Source organism: Micromonospora sp. NPDC092111 (assembly GCF_044755745.1).
Taxonomy (GTDB): domain Bacteria; phylum Actinomycetota; class Actinomycetes; order Mycobacteriales; family Micromonosporaceae; genus Micromonospora.
On the sequence record NZ_JBIVRQ010000001.1, the window covers coordinates 699,465 to 719,105 of the forward strand.

The 19,641-nt window shown below is 65.3% G+C and carries 16 protein-coding genes; 5 read left to right on the forward strand and 11 right to left on the reverse strand.

Going from position 1 to position 19,641, the window contains the following annotated elements:
• Nucleotides 1-47: 47 nt before the first annotated feature.
• Nucleotides 48-251 carry a helix-turn-helix domain-containing protein gene (locus tag ACIQG9_RS02835; RefSeq protein ID WP_400397827.1) on the reverse strand — a complete coding sequence of 68 codons (204 nt, stop codon included), beginning with the start codon at nt 249-251 and terminating at the stop codon, nt 48-50.
• 171 nt (nt 252-422) lie between these two features.
• Between ACIQG9_RS02835 and ACIQG9_RS02840 the strand changes: the two genes are divergently transcribed.
• Nucleotides 423-875, forward strand: a complete 453-nt coding sequence (locus tag ACIQG9_RS02840; RefSeq protein ID WP_400397828.1) for an SgcJ/EcaC family oxidoreductase — start codon at nt 423-425, stop codon at nt 873-875.
• Nucleotides 876-2,004: 1,129 nt separating this feature from the next.
• Here the strand turns inward: ACIQG9_RS02840 and acs are convergent.
• The 6 genes from acs to ACIQG9_RS02870 all read right to left on the reverse strand — a co-directional run bounded on the left by acs (nt 2,005) and on the right by ACIQG9_RS02870 (nt 9,754).
• Nucleotides 2,005-3,984, reverse strand: coding sequence for an acetate--CoA ligase (gene acs / locus ACIQG9_RS02845; protein ID WP_400397830.1), 1,980 nt, complete (start codon nt 3,982-3,984; stop codon nt 2,005-2,007).
• Between the two features lie 140 nt (nt 3,985-4,124).
• Nucleotides 4,125-4,943, reverse strand: coding sequence for a methyltransferase domain-containing protein (locus tag ACIQG9_RS02850; RefSeq protein WP_400397831.1), 819 nt, complete (start codon nt 4,941-4,943; stop codon nt 4,125-4,127).
• Between the two features lie 62 nt (nt 4,944-5,005).
• The gene (locus ACIQG9_RS02855) at nt 5,006-5,155 is read right to left on the reverse strand and encodes a hypothetical protein (protein WP_400397833.1); all 150 of its coding nucleotides are present in this window, start codon (nt 5,153-5,155) and stop codon (nt 5,006-5,008) included.
• Nucleotides 5,156-5,259: 104 nt separating this feature from the next.
• On the reverse strand, nt 5,260-6,600 hold the full coding sequence (locus tag ACIQG9_RS02860; RefSeq protein WP_400397834.1) for an extracellular solute-binding protein: 1,341 nt from the start codon (nt 6,598-6,600) through the stop codon (nt 5,260-5,262).
• A 743-nt stretch (nt 6,601-7,343) separates the two neighbouring features.
• Nucleotides 7,344-8,135, reverse strand: a complete 792-nt coding sequence (gene dpgD / locus ACIQG9_RS02865; protein ID WP_400397836.1) for an enoyl-CoA-hydratase DpgD — start codon at nt 8,133-8,135, stop codon at nt 7,344-7,346.
• The gene (locus ACIQG9_RS02870; protein WP_400397839.1) at nt 8,132-9,754 is read right to left on the reverse strand and encodes an FAD-binding oxidoreductase; all 1,623 of its coding nucleotides are present in this window, start codon (nt 9,752-9,754) and stop codon (nt 8,132-8,134) included. The genes dpgD and ACIQG9_RS02870 overlap by 4 nt, the downstream gene beginning before the upstream one ends.
• A gap of 482 nt (nt 9,755-10,236) precedes the next feature.
• Here ACIQG9_RS02870 and ACIQG9_RS02875 point away from each other — a divergent pair, with 482 nt between their 5' ends.
• Nucleotides 10,237-11,844 carry a condensation domain-containing protein gene (locus ACIQG9_RS02875; protein ID WP_400397841.1) on the forward strand — a complete coding sequence of 536 codons (1,608 nt, stop codon included), beginning with the start codon at nt 10,237-10,239 and terminating at the stop codon, nt 11,842-11,844.
• Nucleotides 11,845-12,260: 416 nt separating this feature from the next.
• On the opposite strand, the gene ACIQG9_RS02880 is transcribed toward ACIQG9_RS02875, so the two are convergent.
• From ACIQG9_RS02880 to ACIQG9_RS02895, 4 genes are all read right to left on the reverse strand, one after another.
• The gene (locus ACIQG9_RS02880; protein ID WP_400398767.1) at nt 12,261-12,674 is read right to left on the reverse strand and encodes a transposase family protein; all 414 of its coding nucleotides are present in this window, start codon (nt 12,672-12,674) and stop codon (nt 12,261-12,263) included.
• 52 nt (nt 12,675-12,726) lie between these two features.
• Nucleotides 12,727-13,716, reverse strand: coding sequence for an LLM class F420-dependent oxidoreductase (locus ACIQG9_RS02885; protein WP_400397844.1), 990 nt, complete (start codon nt 13,714-13,716; stop codon nt 12,727-12,729).
• Between the two features lie 329 nt (nt 13,717-14,045).
• Nucleotides 14,046-15,596: a 4-hydroxyphenylacetate 3-hydroxylase family protein gene (locus ACIQG9_RS02890; RefSeq protein WP_400398768.1), complete on the reverse strand. Its 1,551-nt coding sequence runs from the start codon at nt 15,594-15,596 to the stop codon at nt 14,046-14,048.
• A 632-nt stretch (nt 15,597-16,228) separates the two neighbouring features.
• Complete coding sequence (locus ACIQG9_RS02895) at nt 16,229-17,488, reverse strand: MFS transporter (protein ID WP_400397846.1); 1,260 nt, start codon at nt 17,486-17,488, stop codon at nt 16,229-16,231.
• Between the two features lie 459 nt (nt 17,489-17,947).
• Here ACIQG9_RS02895 and ACIQG9_RS02900 point away from each other — a divergent pair, with 459 nt between their 5' ends.
• The 3 genes from ACIQG9_RS02900 to ACIQG9_RS02910 all read left to right on the forward strand — a co-directional run bounded on the left by ACIQG9_RS02900 (nt 17,948) and on the right by ACIQG9_RS02910 (nt 19,562).
• Complete coding sequence (locus ACIQG9_RS02900; RefSeq protein WP_400398769.1) at nt 17,948-18,031, forward strand: hypothetical protein; 84 nt, start codon at nt 17,948-17,950, stop codon at nt 18,029-18,031.
• A 163-nt stretch (nt 18,032-18,194) separates the two neighbouring features.
• On the forward strand, nt 18,195-18,500 hold the full coding sequence (locus tag ACIQG9_RS02905) for a hypothetical protein (protein ID WP_400397848.1): 306 nt from the start codon (nt 18,195-18,197) through the stop codon (nt 18,498-18,500).
• Nucleotides 18,501-18,968: 468 nt separating this feature from the next.
• The gene (locus tag ACIQG9_RS02910; protein ID WP_400397850.1) at nt 18,969-19,562 is read left to right on the forward strand and encodes a dihydrofolate reductase family protein; all 594 of its coding nucleotides are present in this window, start codon (nt 18,969-18,971) and stop codon (nt 19,560-19,562) included.
• The last annotated feature ends 79 nt before the right edge of the window (nt 19,563-19,641 follow it).

Genomic DNA, 19,641 nt, shown 5'->3' on the forward strand with positions numbered 1-19,641 from the left:
TGGCAGGCGGCCGGCCACAGGTGAACGGTGGGGTCGCGCCGGTCCGATCACCTGCCGGGACGTCGCTCCGACACGGTCATCGATGTGGTCAGCAGCATGCGCTTGGCTTCGAACAGCCGGATCGAGGTCAGAAACCGTCCCGGCGTGAGGCCAGCCTCCTGGGCAAATGCCCGGGTGAAATGAAAAGGACCGACGAGAACCTCGGATGCGATTTCGCGAAAGCTGATCCGGTCGTAGAAACGCGCACGCATTACCTTTCGGGGTGCGCCTGGCCGATACCTGGCACCACTGGGCGCGGCAATACCGGAGATGCACCGATGCGGGTCGTGGTGCGACTGTCGTAACGTCGGCAATCGCTGTCTGCGGCCGAATACACCGAGGTCCGCGCACCACGCGCCACTACTCACGGAAGCGAGAACGGCATGACAACGAAGAGCTCCGCACCCACCGGCGCCAAGACCGCGGATCAGACCGCGGCTCAGGCGGCGGACCAGGCCGAAATCGCCGCCCTACCCGCCCGCATGGTCGAGACCTGGGCGGCGCACGACACCGAGGGTTTCGCCGATCTGTTCGCCGAGGACGGAACGCTCATCCTGCCCGGCGTATACAAGAAGGGCCGCGCGGAAATCCAGCAGTTCATGGCGACCGCATTCGCCGGCCCGTACAAGGGCACCCGGGTAACCGGCCAACCCATCGACATCAAGCCGCTCGGCGCCGGTGTGGTCGCATTGATCACCCAGGGCGGCGTCATTCCGGCTGGGGAGAAGGAACTGCCCGATAAGGCCGCGATCCGCGCCTCATGGATTCTCGTGAAGCGCGACGGGCAGTGGCGCCTCGCCGTCTACCAGAACTGCCCGCGCAACCCTCCGGAGTAGAACGACCAGACCTGGAGACCCCGTGGTACCTCTCGCATCAAGCAGTCGGCTGGCTGCGGCACCAGAGCGGCGGAGAGGATCTGGCGCTCCGGACGCCGACGCCGGGGCCGAGCGGTGCCTGCCATGACCGCGGGGGGCGCTGGATCCGGGATCTCCGTCCCGTCCACATCGTGGCGTCAGCGGTGATCGCGATTGCCTCGCGGCGGCGGGCACCTCCGTGGTGTCCGCCGCCGGCTTTCCGGCACGCACCGTCACCGGAGGCAATCCGGTCGATCGGGCCACGCTCGCGACAGCCCCCGACGCGGTCGAGCTGACTTTCTCCCGGACGCCGGACGCAGGTCCCACATAGTCGTCGTCTCCGACCGGCTGGTTGCCCTTGCCGGTCGGGATCCAGTCGGCGCCGCGTTCAGCGAGGTAGGCGACGTGACCGCGCTGGCAGTGCAACACGTCGACGGTGATCACGGTGTCGCGCAGGTCGCCGATCTGGTCGAGCCGAGGTGGGAAGGTCCGGGTCCAGGGCTTGCAGCAGCCGGCGGATCATCGCCTCGTACGGCCGGCGGTCAGGATCGATACCCGAAGCGATCACGGTCGCGGCCGGGACGTCGTCGACCCACTCGGCGATCGCGGTAGGAGCGGTAGCCGGCCACGACAGCGCAGACCGCTGCGCTCACCACGACCGGCAGGCGATGCCGCACACCCATGACGAGCGCGTGGATCCGGCAGGTGAGCCAGCGCCGCAGTTGATCCGCCGGTGTCGGGCACGACGACACCAGGCGGTGGACACGACAGGGCAGAGACCAGCGATCATGGTTTGGGAATGCCTGACCGACGATGTCGTGTGGCGCGTCCACGGCGCACACGACCTCGGGTAAGGCAGAGTTCGCGACGAGATCGAGAATCCGGCGTTCGAAGGAAGCCCGTAGAACGGACGATTGAGGGGCCCGACGTCGTCGTGATGACGAGCACGGGGTGTCGGCCGCCACCGTGAGACCGGGCCCCTTCACATTCGCATACGACCTGTTCACGTTCCGCGACGGCCTGATCGCCGAAGTCGACTCCTACGTAGTCTCGCTGTCCTGATTAGGTAGCGGTCGAGCCGGGGGCCGCGCCGACGCGAGAAACTCCCGGCTCAGTCCTCCGCCGTTCCGGACCCCGCCTTGATCAGATCCATGACCGTCGAGTCCATAAGCGTACTGACGTCGCCCAGCGTGCGATTCTCGGCGACGTCCTTCAGCAGGCGTCGCATGATCTTGCCGGAGCGGGTCTTGGGCAGTTCGGCTACGAACATGATCCAGCGGGGTTTCGCGATGGAGCCGAGGGTCTTGGCGACATGGTCACGCAGGTCGACCTTGAGCTGGTCTCCGGCCTCGCCAGCGGTCTCCACGTTGCTGCGGGCGATGACGAATGCGGCAATGGCCTGGCCGGTGGTGGGGTCGGACGCGCCCACCACGGCCGCCTCCGCGACCGAAGGGTGCGACACCAGCGCGGATTCGACTTCGGTGGTGGAGATGTTATGGCCAGAGATGACCATGATGTCGTCGACCCGGCCGAGCAGCCACAACGCGCCGTCCTCGTCCCGCTTCGCGCCGTCGCCGGCGAAGTAGATCCATTCGTCACCAGAATTGGCGCCGGCGCCGAATTGGGACCAGTAGGTGTCGACAAAGCGTTTGTCGTCGCCCCAGATGGTACGCAGCATCGCGGGCCACGGCTCGCGTAGCACCAGGAAGCCGCCGCCACCCTTCGGCACCGACTCGGCCTCGTCGTTGACCACGTCGGCGGAGATGCCCGGCAGCGGGCTCATCGCCGAGCCGGGCTTCGCGGCGGTCACGCCGGGCAGCGGCGAGATCATCATCCCGCCGGTCTCGGTCTGCCACCAGGTGTCCACGACGGGGGCGTTGTCGTGGCCGACGTGCTCGCGGTACCACATCCAGGCCTCGGGGTTGATCGGCTCACCGACGCTGCCGAGGACGCGCAGCGACGACAGGTCGTACTTGGCCGGGATATCGCTGCCCCACTTCATCATGGTGCGGATGAGGGTGGGCGCGGTGTACAGGACGCTGACCCGGTATTTGTCGACGATCTCCCAGAACCGGCCGTGGTGCGGGGTGTCCGGGGTGCCCTCGTACATGACCTGGGTGGCGCCGTTCGACAGTGGACCGTAGATGGTGTACGAGTGCCCGGTGATCCAGCCGATGTCGGCCGCGCACCAGTGCACGTCGGTGTCGACCTTCAGGTCGAAGACGGACCAGTGGGTGTACGAGACCTGGGTCAGGTAGCCGCCGCTGGTGTGCAGGATGCCCTTCGGCTTACCCGTCGTGCCCGAGGTGTAGAGGATGAAGAGCGGGTGCTCGGAGTCGAACGCCTGCGGCTCGTGCCTGTCGTTCGCCCGCTCGACGGTCTCGTGCCACCACAGGTCCTTCTCGCCCCAGGTGACGTCCTCACCGGTACGACGGACGACCAGCACGTGCTCGATGCTCGAGCACCGTGCGACGGCGTCGTCGACGGTGGGTTTGAGCGCCGACGGTTTGCCGCGCCGGTAACCACCATCCGCGGTGATGACGACCTTCGCGCCCGCGTCCTGGATCCGGGTGGCGAGCGCGTCGACCGAGTATCCACCGAAGACGACGCTATGAGTGGCGCCGATGCGGGCGCAGGCCAGCATCGCGACCGCAACCTCCGGGATCATCGGCAGGTAGATGGCCACCCGGTCGCCGGCCGTCACGCCGAGCTCGGTCAGCGTGTTCGCCGCCTGGCTGACGCTCTTGAGCAGGTCCGCATAGGTGATCGTGCGGGTGTCGCCGGGCTCGCCCTCCCAGTGGATGGCGACCTTCTCCCCCCTGCCCGCCTCGACGTGACGGTCCACGCAGTTGTAGGCGATGTTCAGCTCGCCGCCCACGAACCACTTGGCGAACGGCGGATCGCTCCAGTCGAGGACCTGGTCCCATTTCTTCACCCACGTGAGCCGCTCCGCGTGCCGTGCCCAGAACGCCGGCGCGTCGGGGGCGGCGTCGGCGTAGGTGTCCGCCGTGGCGTTGGCATCGGCGGCCAACTCAGGCGGTGGTGCGAACGTTCGCGTCTCGGTGGAGAGATTCTCCAGCGGCGTGGTCATGGTGGCAGCTCCTCTCGCGGTTTCAGCCCGCGATCTCAGTTCAGCCGCAACGCCGCCGGCAGGCATCTCCGACCGTGCTGGGCACCCGGGATGGTCCAGCGGCGCCGCCGTCGGCGGACCTCCGCTGGACCACGACGCGATCACCCGGGCTTGCGGCCCCAGGCCTGGACGTAGAGGTGCGAGATCACGGTGGTACCTGGATCGGCGAGATGACGACGCAACGCCGCGTGAAGATCGTCGAACTCTTCCCTGGTGATCAGCTCGCTCGTGATGAGCCGGTCACGCAGGTTCTCGGCGAAGTCGGCGAGGACCAAGCGCCGCGGGTGTCCGGGCTCGTGGTCGATGTAGACGACCGGCCGCACCCGGACGTCGACGAGGCCCGCGCGGCGGAGCAGGCCGGGCAGCCGCCTGCCGACGAACAGGTCGATCCCGTTGCGGTCCGCATACCGCTTGAGGACATCCATGAGCCGGGTCCACGACTCAGCGGGCGGGTCGCACACCTGCCCCACCCGATCGCCCTCGTGGAAGGCGACCCATCCTCCCGGGCGGGCCAGCCGTACCGCCTCGGCGACGATCTCCTCAGGCCGCGGCACGTTGTGCAGGATCAGCCGCTCGGTGACGAGATCGAAGCTGTCGCCGGGGAGGCCGGTCGCCCGCGCATCGCCGTGCCGGACGTCGACGTTGTCCAGCGTGCGGTCCACCACGAACTTGCGCGCGAGCTCGACCGACTCCGCGTCGCGCTCGACGCCGATGACGGTGCCGTTCGGCTTCACCCGTGCGGCCAACTCGTCCAGGCAGCCACCGGGTCCCACGCCGAGTTCCACGACGTTCTTACCGTCGAGCGGTCCGACCTGGTCGAACATCCAGGCCGCCTCGGACCGGAAGTCCTCCACCTGTGCCCGTAGCCGCTCATGCTCAGCGCTCCGGTAGCCAAGAAAGTACTGGTCCTCGAGAATCATCGATGCTGACTTCCCTCGTTGGTCGGGGCCGCGGCGCGGCCGGGCGAGTGTGGATCCGTCGCTCAGATGTCGAAGTGCCGTGCGCAGAACGCCGGCGCGTCGGGGGCGGCGTCGGCGTAGGTGTCCGCCGTGACGTTGGCATCGGCGGCCAACTCAGGCGGTGGTGCGAACGTTCGCGTCTCGGTGGAGAGATTCTCCAGCGGCATGGTCATGGTGGCAGCTCCTCTCGCGGTTTCAGCCCGCGATCTCAGTTCAGCCGCAACGCCGCCGGAGACTCAGCCATGAGCGCAGGTCTGCTACCGGCTGGGAGATGAACTCAAATGCTGACCGTGTAATCGCGAGGGGTCCGACGAGGTGGCCCGTCGCAGTATGAGTTGTAACCTTCGAGGCTCTGTTGGGCCTCTTCGCTCGCACTGGCGAACCTGGCGATTGGCTCGGCACCGTTGATCAGCACGTCATGCATCGCGGAGGTCAACTTGCCGACGATGGCGGCGTGGTCCCCCATGAGGGGCCCGAACGACGCCGGCGAGCCGTCCGTTTCCTCGGCTTGGTCACTGGCCGGTTGAAGATTGGGATTGCGAACGAACCAGTCCTCGGCGGCGAGGAAATCGAGCGACGGCTTGGTGATTGGAATGCGCCAGTGGAGCTTGGCCCACTCCGCGACGTTGCGCGGGTTGTTCAGGTACTGCATGAAGGCCAGCGCACCATCCTGCTTTTCCTTGCTGAGGCCCGAGGCAAGCCAGAGCGAGAATCCGCCGAGGCTGTTGCCCGCGAAACGGACCTCGTCGTTGTACGGCATGCGGCCGGCCTCGACGGTGAATCCGTGACGCTCACCTCGCTGCATCAAATGAGTGGCGTCGACGGATGACGTGATGAGCAGCGCGACCTCCTGGTTCTCGAATGCCTCGAAGCAGCCAGGAAAGTCCCCTATTACTCCGGTGTACAGATAGTGGCCGTTCTGGTGGAGGCGTTGCCACCACTCGACATAGGCCATCATCTCGTCCGAGGCGAGGTTCACCTTCTCCGGCCGCGCGGACCGGCCGTTGTCGTGATCCGCGATGAGCCCTCCTTGCTGTGCGACCGACTGCAGGAAGAACCAGTAACAGTTCGGCCATGCGATGCCGTGCGATGGTCCATCGGAGAGTTTCGCCACCGCCTCGCACGCGGCCTCCACCTCGCGCCAGGTGCGGGGTGGCTTGGTCACACCAGCACGGTTGAGGATGGTCATGTTGGCGTACAACACCAGGGTGGACGCCGTCCGGGGCATGGACACCAGCTCGCCGGCGTAGCGGAAGAAGTCACGCGCCGCGGGCAGCATGCTCTCGAGCACGACCGGCTCACCGAGGATCTCGGTTCGCCCCGCGATGACTCGCTCGATGGGCGTGAACAGGGGCGCCCCATCGCTCCCGAGTGCGTCCATCATGGTCCGCGTCAGAGTGAAGTGGAACTCCGCGACATCGGGCGGAGTCCCCTGCTCTGCGGCTTGGGCCACGATTCCGGGCATCGTGTAGAAGTCGTGCGCCTTGATTTCGACCAGATATTCCGGGTGCTTCTCGTTGAACTCGCGGGCAGCGGTCACCGCGATGTCTGGCTGATCTGCCATCTTGTAACTGGCAGGATCACTCAGCCACACGCTGATACCGGTCTTCGTGGTCATATACTAACCCTCCAGCATTATCATCGCGGGCCAACTATATGTTTACAAGAAGCTAGCTCGGGCAAGCGTCTCAGTAGCGCGGTACTGGCCACAACTTCGAGTTTGCTGGGCTGATGGCTCGGCTCTGTGGCGCGCTTGCGCATTGTCGGAGATGCGATTCGGCCACCTCGGCATTGACGGTGGGCACGTCCCGACTAATGAGCCTCTTCGACCCTGATCTTGCAGCTGAGGCGGGTGTGGCGAGCCCGGAACTCGATGAAGGCGAGGCTCCAGGCAAGACAGCAGTCGACCAAGATCCGATGCCCCGACCGGGAGCCTCGCCCGGGCCGCGGGATCCGGAACTACCGACAAGGCACGCGGCAGTCCCGTCGGCTCACCACCGGTGACCGGGTGGTGGCCTGTCAGCGGTGCCGGCAACTGCGGACAGTGCCGGGATCGGGCCTGACGACATCGGCGGGTGAGATTCCTCGGGGTCGTGAAGCGCAGAGAACTCCATGATCACCGACGGAATCCCACCCGCCCTCCGCAGCGGCCACTCACTCCGCAGATCCCCAGCTCAGGACACCCGTCGACCGACTACGCAGTCGCCCTGGGGCCAGCGCACGACGGAGCGGTGCTCGGCCGGTTGCGCCGCGACGGCCACGGTCGGTCCACCGGTTTACCGGTGCGGGCGTCATAAGCTCCACGGCCCTTTACCAAAAACGATCGGCCGCGGTGACAGTGTGAGAGTCCTACTCGAACGCTCAGCCTCCCCGCCAGACCGGGTCTCGCCGCTGCGAGAAGGCGAGCGGACCCTCGATCGCGTCCGCGCTGTGCATGCGCTGTTCCTCCCAGACATAGCGGGTGGCAAAGGCGTCGGCGAGCCTCAGATTGGCTGAGGAAGCCGCGGCCTCCTTGATCGCACGCACCGACAGCGGGGCGCAGCGCAGGATGTCTTCGACCCAGCGCGTCACGCTCGCGTCGAGTTTGGCGGCGGGCACCACCTCGTTGACCAGACCCAGCTCGTAGGCGCGGGCGGCGTCGAAACGGCGACCGGTGATCAGATGCCCGATAGCGACCCGGTAGGGCACCTGTCGGGTCAGCCTGAAGACTCCGCCCGCCCCAGGAATCAGGCCGTGCCTGGCCTCGGTGAGTCCGAAGACCGACCGATCCGAAGCGACGATGACGTCACAGGCCAGGGCCAGCTCGCAACCACCGCCAAGGGCGTACCCGTCGACCCGCCCGATCAGCGGCTTGGCAAGACCGAACCGCTCGGTCAGCCGGGGCCAGCCCGGCCTGCCCCGGCTGCCGAAAGTGGACGGAGCGGCCTGGCCCAGTTCGGTCAGTGCCACCAACTCCTTGAGATCCTGCCCTACAGAGAAGGCACGGTCTCCCGCTCCGGTCAGTACGCCGACCCAGATGTCATCGTCGGCTTCGAAGTCGTCCCAGATCTCGGCGAGTTCTTCATGCGTACGCAGATCCATCGCGTTCAGCACATGTGGCCGGTCCAGGGTCACGTAGGCGACCCGTTTCTCCTTCCGATACCGAACGTTCACCTCGGCGCGATTGACAAAGCGTGGTGGAACACGTTCCGGGGGTCATATCGGTTCTTGATCTGCTGCAAGCGGGGATAATTGGATTTGAAGTAGAGTTCTGCCCACGACGTCCCCGACGTGTTCCAGGCCGGGTCGGCGAGATCGGCGTCAGCATAGTTGATGTAACTTCCGGCGTTTATCGCGTTCGGCACCGGAACCCCGCCAGTTTCCGAATAGACGTCGCGGTAGAATTCGCGAATCCATTTGATGTTCTTCGCGTCGTCGGCGGCTGCGGTCCATCGGCCACCCGTGAAGTACACCCGTAGGATCGAGTCCCGGTCTGCCGTCGCGGTCGCACCTGGGGCCACTGCGTTGATTTTGCCGCCGTACCCAGACATGGTAAGCGCTGCGCCCGCATTTGTGGGCTCGGGGTCATTCAGACGACGATAGATGGTCGCGATTTGGCTGTCCGAAAATCCTTTGCGCAGGTTGGCAGCCTTGTCCTTGGAACGTGCATAAGGCTCGTAATTCCAGTTCCGGTCGTCCAGGTACGGCACGACCTCGGTGTTGTCCGACACGGGTTGCACCCCCACACCGGACATGACCGCCTCGCAGTGTGCGTCGACGAGACTCTGGGCGCCGGGCACCCCGCTGTCGACACCCACGATAAAGCCGACCGGCCCCGCCGACTTGTGAAATGCGAAGAACCCGCCCCAGAGATTCGCATTCGGAGAATCGGGGACACTGTTCCGCTCGAACCAGTTGCAATAGTTTCGGAAGTATTTCAAGAACGACGTGCTGGTCAACTGCTCCCAGGTCATCACGAGTGACCTTCTTATCATGGTCGCCGGCGCCCGAGGCAGCAGTTCGGCGGGGTCGTTGGAGTCCGTACCCGGTGATCGCAGCCAATATCGCGTCACGACGCCGAAGTTTCCGCCTCCGCCACCGGTATGCGCCCACCAGAGATCTCGATTGGGGTCCGCCTTGTCACGCGTTGCGACAACGATTCGACTTTTTCCGGATTTATCGACGACCACGACTTCCACGGCGTACAGGTGGTCGGCCGCGAGACCGTACCGGCGCGACAAGAAGCCGTAGCCACCGCCGGCGATGTGGCCGCCGACGCCCACGCCGGGGCATATTCCTCCCGGCATGGTAACGGCCCATCCTTTGACGAGGGCGTTGTACACCTGGCCGAGTGTTGCGCCACTTTCGACGGCGAACGCCCGTCGCTTGGGATCGTAGTAGACATCCGACATCCGCGAGAGATCTATCAGTTCCTGGATGTCAGGGGAGGCGGTGAAGTTCTCGAAGCAATGTCCGCCGCTGCGTACCGCAATCCGCTTGTTCGCTGCGACAGCGCCGCTGACAACATCGGCAACCTGCTGTGCGGTATGCACGAGGTGTACGTTCTGAGGATTTCCCTGGAATCGCCTGTTCCACGGAGTGATGAGACTCGGATACCGCGGATCACTCCTACCGACCGCCACCGCTGCGGAAGCCGGCGCACAATTCCCGGTCGACACCGATCCTGCGTGGATATCCGGCTGTGCCGCACTTGCGCTGTTCCCGTCGAACCCGAGGGTGATCCCCCCGGCAACCGCACCTGCAAGAAGCCCCCGGCGACTGATCTCCGCCATCTTCGGTTCCCCCAATCGTCACATTGACCAGTAGATGAGAACAGCGGCGCCCCCCGGCGGTCTACTTCAAACTTGCTCGATTTGTAGATTCACTTGGCTTTTTTGGAGGTGTATCAAGCAGGTCGGCCTGCGACAGTGACAAGCGCGAGTGGTCCCTTGACATGTGCCCCCACGCCCAATCACAGCCGAGTGCGAAGGAGTCGGGCGAACGTGACACCGAGCATCAATGTCCAGGTAACGTCCGATTCCCACCCAGCGGAGGGGATCTTGGGTAGGCGGTTGGCCGCGCAGGCGGCAAGGACTCCCGATGCGGCCGCAGTGGTGTCCGAGACCACGTCCCTGTCGTATGCGGAGCTGGACGCCACTCCCGCTGTCATCCTCACCTCACGGACCGTGGCCGCGACCGTGCCCGGCGAACCGACCCGGCGCCTGGGTGACCTGACCTGTTTGCTGAACGCTATTCCACCCTCTAAGGAGCGGGCATGACGCAGCGAGAAGACCTGCGACGCGACGCCAGCGGGGTGCTCTCAACGGACGAGAGCCCGCAAGGCGAGACGGAGAGTACCGTCGCGCGCATATTCGGCGAGATGCTCGGCGTTTCCAGCTTGCCGCGCATGGCGTCCTTCTTCGATCTGGGCCTCGACTCGGTGGCGGTGACCGTCGCATGTGCCCGGTTGGAGCAGGCGACTGGGATACGGGTCAGGTTCACCCAGCTCTTCCGGACCCCGACCGTAGCCCAGTTGGCAGCATGGATCGACGCCAGCGGTGGGAACGGCGGGCCCAGCACTCCTGTCGCGCCATCAGCCGACAGAAGCGCCGAGCTCGTGGCAATCACCCCCATGCAGGCCCATACCGTCCCGATGGACATCGTGCCGCGGTTTGCTTGGTGGTTCGACGGCCGGCTTGACGAGGTGGCGCTCGCCACTGCCGCCACCGATGTGCACCGCCGCCACCAGGCTCTGCACGCCAGGTACCTCTTCGAGCCGGATCTCGGCTTGGCCGAGGTGCCGACCGATCCCGGGCAGGCGCGGTTTCAGCGACTGGCAGAACATGAAGACGATGGCACGGCGAGCGACGCGCTCTGGCAGGCATTGGAGCAGCCGTTGCACATTGACCAGGGGGAGGTCTGGCGGTGTGTGGTCGTGCGCAGCAGGCAGAGCGGGCGCACTCTGTTCGGAGTGGCCGCCCACCACGCGGCGTTCGACGGCCGTTCGCTGGAAATCCTGACGGCAGAGCTGTCCGCGGCCTACTCGGCCCGTACGGCTGGGAGAGCGCCGCGCTGGCCCGGCAGAACGGCGTCGCTCGCCGAGATGGCCGCTGACTACCGGCACCAGCTCGCGGCGCAGGACGCTGAGGCACAACGCCGATACTGGCTCAACGAACTTCGCGACCTGCCGCCTTGCCGCCTTCCCGGGTGCAACGCCGAGCCGCCAGAGCCGAGCGGGCCCGCCTCGGATTTCTCCTTCACCCTGCCGCACACGAAGCTGCGGGCCTGGGACGACTACGCCAGCGCCAACGGAATGCCGTCATCCGTGGCGATGGTGGCGGTGTATGTCCAGTCGCTCATCCGGGCGGGCGCTCCGCACGACCTCGGGCTGATGGTCACGATCGGGAACAAAGCCGGTGCGCTGATCGACGGGACGATCACCACACGGGTGGGCAACATCCTGCTGCGGCCGAACGGGCCGTTCCGATCAGGCCCGAACCTCCTCGCGCGCATGCGCGATTCGTACCTCCAGGGAATGGCCGCGCGCGACGTCCTGCTGGACATGAAGCAGATGGCAAGCATCCTGGGCGGGTCTGGCGGCTTGGAGGCGATGTTCATCGGTAAGCCCGCCGTGGTCTACAATTCGATGCCGGCACTCAGCCTTGGTGGCATCGCCGGGGTGATGGATTCCAAGATGGACGAATGGTCGACCTCCGTGCACGGCTTCGTACTCGAGGTCCTGCCCGTCACGGATGGCCTGGAGATGCACATGGTTGTGCGGACCGATATTTACGATGCCAGCCTTTCCGGCCAGCTCGGCCAACACTTCGCCGACATCATCGACAACGGGCCGGAGCGGCTCGAATTGGAAACCGCGCGTTAGCCTCGCGCGGGGACTGTGGGCGGTTTGTGGGCGGCGCTGGTGATGGAAGGGTTGGGGCTTGGCCCCGACCCGGAAGGGTCACGTTGAGCAACGAAGTTGGGGCTGCTGCGCCGTCCACGGGTGTGGGCAGTGGTGCGATCTGAATGTTCGTATCGCCCGGGAAATGCTAAGGCCCCTCGCCATGCGGGTGTGTCGTTGACGGTCCGGGAGGCTGCTGCGCCCGATCACGAAACCACGTGCCGGACATGGGAGGACGGCCCGCCGTTGTGGGCATTCTGCGTTCTGGTGAGGTTGCGGCCCATGTGCGGCTGGGCACCGTGCCGCCGGCGCCCGGATACCCCTTGTCAGCGAGCAGCTCGACATCGGCCTGGGCGGCGGACCGATTGAGGCCATGGATGCGGGCCGCTGCCAGGTCGTTAGTGGAGCCGGGCAGCCCGTCGGAGAACCGCGCCCAGCACCCCGCGACGCGGGTCGACGAGTCCTTGCAGGTTGACGCCGTGATGGTGGTGCCTGCCGGAGTAGTACAGCCGGTCCAGGTCACCGCCGAGCCGGTCGATGCGCAACCAGGTGCCGTCCAGGACGCCGAGGTGGTGACCGTTGCCAGACCGACGCCGTAGCACGCCGGTCAGCGACGGCGCACCGTCCTCGAGCAGGTCGACCGCTTCGCGGACGTACCGGAACACGGTGGCCAGGCCGACCTCGAACCCGGCGGCCAGGCGCGTGTAGGTATCGCCGTTACGCAGGTGGGCCAGGACCAGCAGCGCCTGCCGTTCCCGGCGCGAGCTTGCGCCGTCGGCTGCCGATCCGGGCTCGATGGCCGCGTAACAGATCGGCGAGCCGGGTCAGGTGCGCGCGACCGGAGCACGCGCGACCGGCAGTCGCCTAACCAATCAACTCCGGTACCACCGTGCTGGCGAACAGGTCCATGCTCGTCCGGTCATACGCGGCGTCTGCGAAGTAGGCGATCACATAGCCGACCCCGGCTTGGGCGGCCTTGGTCAGCCGCTCGACGATCTGCTCGGGCGTGCCGATGAGGCCGCCGGTAAATTGGCCCAGCCAGGTCTCAAGCGCATCGGCCGGCATCAGCGGCTGGTAGTGGGATCTCAGCCTCGCCATCTTGTCAGCGACGTCCTTCTCGGTCTCGCCGATGGTCACGAGGAAGAAAGCCGACCGTGTGATCGCGTCGAAGTCGGTGCCCACGTCCGTGCAGTGCTGAGCCAAGATCTGGGACTTGTGCACGAATTCGTCCAGGGTCGTCGTTCCGAAGTTCGTATACTGCGCGTACTTCGCCGCTGTCCGCAGCGTCTTCTTTTCACCGGCGCCCCCGATCCACAGCGGAATCCCGCCGTCCTGCATCGGAAGTGGCCGGCTGATCGCATGATCAATCTGATAGTGGCGTCCCGCCAGCGTGGCCGTGCCGGTCGTCCACAACTGTCGCATGATCTGCACGCCTTCATCGAGCATGCCGAGCCGGTCGGCGGCACTGGGGAAGCCGTAGCCATAGGCACGCCATTCGTCCTCGAACCAGCCTGCGCCGACGCCCATCTCCAGCCGACCGCCGCTCATCACGTCGATGCACGCCGCCATCTTGGCCAGGTACGCCGGATTCCGGTAGCCCATGCACGTGCACAACTGCCCGAGCCGCACCCTGGACGTGCAGGCCGCGAACGCGGCCATCATCGACCACGCTTCGAACGTCGACTCGTTGCTCGGCGCCGTCACCGTGTGGAAGTGGTCGCTGACCCAGATCGACTCGTACGGCCCGGCATCAGCGGCCTGGGCGATGTCGCGGATCGTGGCCCACTGCTCGGTTACCGGCACATTGACAAGGTCGAGATTGCAGCCCTGAGGTAAGAGGACACCAAATCGCATATCCAGATCCTATCGATCGGCATGCCCCGATGCTTCTCCCAGCGTGTTCGGTGCTACGGCTCCAGAATTGTCTGGTGCGGCATGGCCCTCGCGTTGATCATAAAGTCCTACACGCTCGACGATCGTCACGAGGAACCATGCCTGCCGCGTCATTCATTGCCAATCCACCCCGGTGTTGACCAGCCCGCCACCCGCGTCGACGAACATCACATCGTGGGCGGGCTGGTAGCCGCGCTCGCCCCGCGACGCCGGATCATGGTGGCCCGTGCTCATCTCAAACACCTGGTAGGTAGGTGTGCGCACGAGTGCACCAGAAACCCCGGCTGCCGTCACCCGTTAAGCGTCCGGTCCCGCACCTCGCGAAACTCCTCGAAGGAAGACAGGTCGGGCACCGTCCAGCCGTCCAGGTCGTATTCGGAGAGGCATTCGTCCGCGAATGCCTTGTAGTCATCGACCTCACCGTTCGCGAGCTGCGCCGAGAGCAGCTCGATCCGGGTGTTCTCGTGGTTGCCCGCGTAGTTGCGTTCGTACAGTTCATGGCGCCCGCCGAACTCGGTACCGACGGCGTCCCACAACAGTTTCATAACCTTGATACGCTCGACTGCGTCGCTGCCGTCGGAGCCGCGGAGATACCGGTCCAGGTACGGCCGGATCTCCGGGTTCTTGAAGTCCTCGGCGCTGGAGTTGATGTAGATCAGGCCGCTCGCGATGTCCTGGTGGACGATCTCCTTGATTCTGGGATAGCCGATCTGCATGAACCACCGGTATGCCAGCCCGTACCGAGGATTGGGCAGGACCGCGCCGTTATGCCAGGGCACCGGGTTGCGGGCCGCGGCGTCTGAGAACGCCCAGAACAGATTGCGCCAGGCCAGCACCTCACCGATCCGTGTCTGCACGCCACGGAAATCCTTGGCTCCGGTGAGTTCCACCGCCTTCGCGAGCAGGCCGGCGATGAACTCAAGTTTCACCGCCAAGCGGGTGCAGCCCTGAAACGTGAAACGCTCGGAGAAGCCCGAACGGCTGGTGAACAACTGCACCTTTCCCAAATTGCCATATATAAATACGTTCTCCCACGGAATGAGCACCTTATCCAGCACGAGGATGGTGTCGTTCTCGTCCAGCCGTGAGGAGAGCGGGTAGTCGAAGGGGCTGCCCATCAATGCCGCACTCGCGGTGTAGGACGGCCGACAGATCAGTTTCAGCCCTGGCGCCCCCATCGGGACAGTCGCCACCAGCGCGAACTTCTTGTCCTTGACTGGCAGGCCGTAGTGCGCGATGAAATTGTAGTGCGTGAGTGCCGAGCCGGTGGCGACCACCTTAGCTCCACTCACGACGAGTCCGGCGTCGGTCTCCTTTTCCACATGCACGAAGACATCACGGACCTCGTCCGGAGGGCGATTCCGGTCGACCGGCGGATGCGCGATCGCGTGATTCCAGTAAAGGACCTTCTCCTGGGACTCCGCGTACCACCGCCGCGCATTCTCCTCGAACGGTTTGTAGAAATCCGCGTTTGCGCCGAGCGTACCGAGGAAGGCCGCCTTGTAGTCGGGGCTGCGGCCCATCCAGCCGTAGCTCATCCGGGCCCACGCGGCGATGGCCTTCTGGTGTTCGACCAGGTCCTCCGCCGTGTGCGGTGTGGTGAAGAACTTGTGGGTGAAACCGTCACTGCCCGTGTCGGTGGGCGACGTGAGCACGTCACGCATGTCCGGGTCGTGCAATGCGTCGTAAAGCCGCGCGGTCATCCGTACTGGATTGTAGAACGCAGGATGACTGGTCATATCCTTCACGCGATCACCGTAGAGATACAGACACCGGTCGTCACGCAGAGATTCGATGTACTCGGCGCCGGTCATCGGCCGTGTCTTGCGCGGTTCATGCATCTTCTGTGGATCCGCCATATCGTTCCTCCGAGTAGGCGATCGACGACTGAGCATCAGGGCGTGAGGACGCTGCTCATATCGGGCGGCTGCAACACTTGACGTGCGCCTCCTCGAATCGACAGGCGAGACGGAACAGCTCGTCCCTGTAGTGGGGAAGCCGGCCTCGGCGGCCAGACGTCGATGGCAAGCTTTTCAGACCTTCGAACCTCCATCGAAGGTCGACTCGTGGCATGCCCGGACATGACGGCCACACCACCAATTATCCGTGACCATTCATGTAGGCGCATCTCCTGTGTTGCAGGGTGCGGCCCCGAACGTCGACCAGAGTGAAATCCACAGTGGCATCGGAGCAGCATCCAGACCGCGATACTCGTGCATGCTGCTCTGATTCGACTCACGGACGTCCGGCCGGAGCTCGCCGGCACGATCCAGGGCGTTGACCTTCCCGTGGATCGTGTCGACGCGACCACTACGGGCCTCCCATCGAGCCCGGACTGATCCACCGCTTCGATGCGCTGGTCTCACACCGAGCCAGTCCCTTACCCGTGACGGTTCTGGGTACATGGTTGATCCCCAGGTGTCAGTCGCCACCTGGGGATCGGCTTGTTCGTCTCGCGGACGATCCGGACAAGCTACGCCGACGCGACCTCCCGAGCCGGCGACTCCTCCGATGCGGGCCTGGTCCGCTCGCCCCACCGTGCCAGGGCGGGCGCCACCAGACCCACCAGGGCGAAGAAGACGCCGATCCCGATCAGGCCTGGCCTGCCGAGGGTCAGGATGAAGCTGAGGAACAGCAACGGGGCGAACGCCTCGCCGATGCCGGCGCCGATCCCGAGGAAGCCCATGTACTGGCCCTGCGCGTGCGCCGGCGGCAGGCCGAAGTTGAGGGCGAACGAGCCCGCCATATACCACAGTTCGCCGTAGGTGTGCACGCAGACGGCCGCTACCAGGAGTAGCACCGCGGCCCAGCCGGGCAGTCCGTTCGCAAAGCCCATCGCGGAGCAACTGAACAGGAGGACCACCCCGGCGCGCCGGATCGCGACGCCACCTTCCCGGATCGTCTTAACCTTGTTGCCGACGCGGACCATGAACAAGACGATCAAGGTGTTGTTGAGTATGTAGAAAATCGCCACCGTCCAGGTTGGAGCCTTAGTGGCGTCGACCACCCACAACGGCAGCAGCATATTGATCATGAAAAGCTGTAGGTTCATGGCGCCGGCCACCGCCGTGTACGCGACGAAGGGCCGGTCGGCCAACACGCCCCAGCGTGACGCGGTGTCCGGCTTCGGCAGCGGCTCGTAATCCGGCAGCCGGGTGAAGACCAGCAAGGCGCCCAGGAAACTGAGTGCATCGAGGGCGATCATCACGTGGTATGCGGTAGGAGTGCCGATTTGGATCACGGCGGCACACCCGGCAGTTCCCAGGCCCATTGCGACGAACTGGATCGCGTGCACCTTGGAGCGGAAGGTGACCGCGTCATCGCCGGCCACCCGGCGCAGCAGCGATTCGGTTGCCGCTACGGACGCCTTCATCGCCAGCATGTCGAGGGTGGCCGCGATGACAAGTTCGGTGAAACTGTCAATAAAGATGAAGTAGGTAGCCGTGGCGGCCTGGATCACCAGCATGACCTTGACCGTCTTCACCGGACTCCACCGGTCGGCCAGGTTGCCGACCGGGACGCCGCTGATCAGGCTGATGGCGACCCCGATAGTGAGGGCGGCTCCCACCTGTGAGGCGGGCAGTTGCACGATTCGGGTGAAATACAGGCTCATGCTCACGACCAGCAGCCCGAACCCGAACATGTTGATGAAGGTTGCCAGCGCGTATACTCGCTTTGGCCCAGCCTCGGGGATAAGGGATTTGACTTCCCCGATTGGGTTAAACTTCGGCATGCGGTACCACCATTCCTCGCCGTCCGCCAGCGGATAATACCTTGTCGGAGCCGACGATACTACCTTTTCGGGGCCAACCTTCCGGCGCAACTCCTAGACTGCTCTGCTGCGGCGAACGAGACGTGCTCTTGTTCCCAACTGCTCCATGGCGTCGGACTTCCCCGGGCAGGCCCCTGACCTGGGAAAAAAGACAAAGATAGGGTGGCTGGGTTCTTGTCGGCTGACCCACCGTGGAGCGGTGAGAGCGCGTTTGGATTGTGACTCGGTCGGGCGTGTCGCGCTGTGAGTCCGGTCGATGCATGTAGCTCGGTCGGTAGGCAGGTATGGGTCGAGTGCGGCGGTACCCGGCTGACCTGTCCGAGGCCGAGTGGGAGATCATCGAGCTGATGCTGTCGTCCCCGTAGTGGATGGGCGGACCGGAGAAGCGGGCCCGCCGGGCGGGCATCGACGCCCCTTTACGTGGTACGCACTGGCTGCGGGTGGCGGTACCTGCCGATCGGCTTCCCACCGTGGCAGACCGGGTACGCCCACCTCGAACGGTAGAACAGGCGGGGCGTGACCGCGCGGATCCTGACCGAGCCGCGTAAGGAGGTCCGCCTGGCCCACGGCCGCCAGCCCGAGCCGACGGCGGACCATCGACAACCGGTCACGCCACGCTGCTGCCTACGCCAGACCACCGCGATCATCCAAGCCACTTGTCCTGCACATGACGAAACCAACCGCTACGCAGGATGAAACGGCTCCCCCGACCTACACCTGCACCAGGCCGGCGCAACTCGCCGGCCGGATCCGCGGTCACTGGTCCATGGAAAACAAGTCCACTGGGTCCGCGACGCCACCTACGACGAAGACCGATCCCAATCCGTCGGCGCCGGACCTCAAGTTCATGGCCGCCCTTCGCAACGCCGCCATCAGCGCACTCCGCACCGCCGGCATCACCAGCATCGCCGCCGCCAACCGCCACTATCCCCGCGATAGCACCCGCCCACTGGCTCTACTCGGCATCACCTGACGACTTTGCCGGGCCCTGACCGGAGCCCCGTCTGCAAGTCCCGAGCCTGGAAACGCGAATACGCCGATAACACCAGTCAGGGCTGGGCCCGACCCGCCGCGGACCACCACTGGGGCACCGCCACACACCATCCGCGACTGCCCCCACTGTGGCCCACCCATCGCCGTCGTCGCCCTACTCACCACTACACACGTCGCCCGGCCCGACACGCTGCCCGACATCCGATAAACAACGAACCCACACCGATACACTCAACCCACCCAAGTGGGGGGATTTCGGCGAGCAAATCCGGGTACTGCTACCGAGCCTCGCCAACCGAGGCGGACGGACGCGACTGGAGATCCGCCATTGGCTCCCCGAATATCTGGCGCACCCCAACGAGGAGGGGTTGGCGCCAAGCGTGCACCGAGCTGGACGCCACGCTGATGAATGCCAGGCTGTTGCAGCTAATCATCGAGAGGTAGAGGCATGGCAAAGCTGATTTACGTGACGAACGTGTCGCTTGACGGCTACATCGAGGACGAACGCGGCGCCTTCGACCTACTCCCACCCGACGACGAGGTGTTCGCGTTCACCACCGACCTCCTGCGGTCGGTGGGCACGTTTCTCTACGGGCGACGACTGTACGAAGCGATGGCCGTCTGGGAGACCGACGCCGCTCTGGCCGCACAGTCCGACCTCACGGCCGCCTTCGCGAGCACCTGGCAGGCGGCGAGCAAAGTCGTCTACTCGGAGACCCTTCCTGCGACGTCAACTGCCGACACCCGACTCGAACGCCGTTTCGACCCCGCCGCAGTACAGGAACTGAAGGCCACGGCCAGCAATGATCTCACCGTAGGAGGTGCCAACCTCGCGACGCAGGCTTTCAAGGCCGGGCTGGTCGACGAGTGCCAACTGTTCATGCTGCCCGTCGTCGTCGGCGGGGGCAAGCCAGGGCTGCCGACCGGCATGCGCGCCGACCTTGAGCTCCTCGATGAGCGCCGATTCCGGAACGGCGTCGTACACCTCCGCTACCGCCCCTCTCGGGCAGTGAACGACAGCCCTGTCCGATCGCCGGCGTGAGCATCGCCGAGTGCCTCGTCCACCTCGACCACCTGCTGGTCGAGGCTCCGTACTCGACGGTCTGGGCGCGCCCGGAGGC

Bases quoted from the DNA above. Each gene is read 5' to 3' on its own strand.
- ACIQG9_RS02835 (WP_400397827.1), bottom strand. From the start codon at position 251: ATGCGTGCGCGTTTCTACGACCGGATCAGCTTTCGCGAAATCGCATCC.
- ACIQG9_RS02840 (WP_400397828.1), top strand. From the start codon at position 423: ATGACAACGAAGAGCTCCGCACCCACCGGCGCCAAGACCGCGGATCAG.
- acs (WP_400397830.1), bottom strand. From the start codon at position 3,984: ATGACCACGCCGCTGGAGAATCTCTCCACCGAGACGCGAACGTTCGCA.
- ACIQG9_RS02850 (WP_400397831.1), bottom strand. From the start codon at position 4,943: ATGATTCTCGAGGACCAGTACTTTCTTGGCTACCGGAGCGCTGAGCAT.
- ACIQG9_RS02855 (WP_400397833.1), bottom strand. From the start codon at position 5,155: ATGACCATGCCGCTGGAGAATCTCTCCACCGAGACGCGAACGTTCGCA.
- ACIQG9_RS02860 (WP_400397834.1), bottom strand. From the start codon at position 6,600: ATGACCACGAAGACCGGTATCAGCGTGTGGCTGAGTGATCCTGCCAGT.
- ACIQG9_RS02870 (WP_400397839.1), bottom strand. From the start codon at position 9,754: ATGGCGGAGATCAGTCGCCGGGGGCTTCTTGCAGGTGCGGTTGCCGGG.
- ACIQG9_RS02875 (WP_400397841.1), top strand. From the start codon at position 10,237: ATGACGCAGCGAGAAGACCTGCGACGCGACGCCAGCGGGGTGCTCTCA.
- ACIQG9_RS02885 (WP_400397844.1), bottom strand. From the start codon at position 13,716: ATGCGATTTGGTGTCCTCTTACCTCAGGGCTGCAATCTCGACCTTGTC.
- ACIQG9_RS02890 (WP_400398768.1), bottom strand. From the start codon at position 15,596: ATGCATGAACCGCGCAAGACACGGCCGATGACCGGCGCCGAGTACATC.
- ACIQG9_RS02895 (WP_400397846.1), bottom strand. From the start codon at position 17,488: ATGCCGAAGTTTAACCCAATCGGGGAAGTCAAATCCCTTATCCCCGAG.
- ACIQG9_RS02905 (WP_400397848.1), top strand. From the start codon at position 18,195: ATGACGAAACCAACCGCTACGCAGGATGAAACGGCTCCCCCGACCTAC.
- ACIQG9_RS02910 (WP_400397850.1), top strand. From the start codon at position 18,969: ATGGCAAAGCTGATTTACGTGACGAACGTGTCGCTTGACGGCTACATC.